This is a genomic window from Shewanella sp. SG44-6, from assembly GCF_014164185.1.
GTDB classification, from domain to species: domain Bacteria; phylum Pseudomonadota; class Gammaproteobacteria; order Enterobacterales; family Shewanellaceae; genus Shewanella; species Shewanella vesiculosa.
The window spans coordinates 1-506 of the sequence record NZ_JACJER010000322.1 but is presented as its reverse complement, the minus strand read 5'-3'; the positions used below and the strand labels follow the sequence as shown (position 1 = coordinate 506).

Sequence of the window (506 nt, the reverse complement as noted above, 5' to 3'; positions counted from 1 at the left end):
TAGCCAAGTATCATCTCCGCCACCAAAGTCTACGTTAGATGCCCAAGCACCGACATACCAACCATCATCGGCCGCGTAATCTAGGCTAGCTTGTAATGCTGGGCTATTATCTGTTTGGCTTACACCATTAAAAGTGTAATCAGACGTTGCATTAACCGTTGTGCTCAGCTCTCCAAAAGAAAATAAAATCGATTTTACTAAAATCGAATTAGCAGACTAAACAATAAAAACAATCCAAGGAATAATGATGAATACGACAATAAAAAAGTTAGCCCTATTAAGTTTATTTACCCTACCCACTTCTGTCATGGCAGGAGAGCTGAGCACAACGGTTAATGCAACGTCTGATTACACTTTTAATGGTGTAAGCCAAACAGATAATAGCCAAGTATCATCTCCGCCACCAAAGTCTACGTTAGATGCCCAAGCACCGACATACCAACCATCATCGGCCGCGTAATCTAGGCTAGCTTGTAATGCTGGGCTATTATCTGTTTGGCTTACAC

At 41.7% G+C, this 506-nt stretch carries 2 pseudogenes; both read right to left on the bottom strand.

From position 1 onward, the window contains the following. Positions 1-168: pseudogene (locus H5185_RS22435) on the bottom strand (TorF family putative porin); the annotation flags it as partial. Between the two features lie 213 nt (positions 169-381). Then, positions 382-506 (bottom strand): annotated as a pseudogene (locus H5185_RS22430) (TorF family putative porin); the annotation flags it as partial.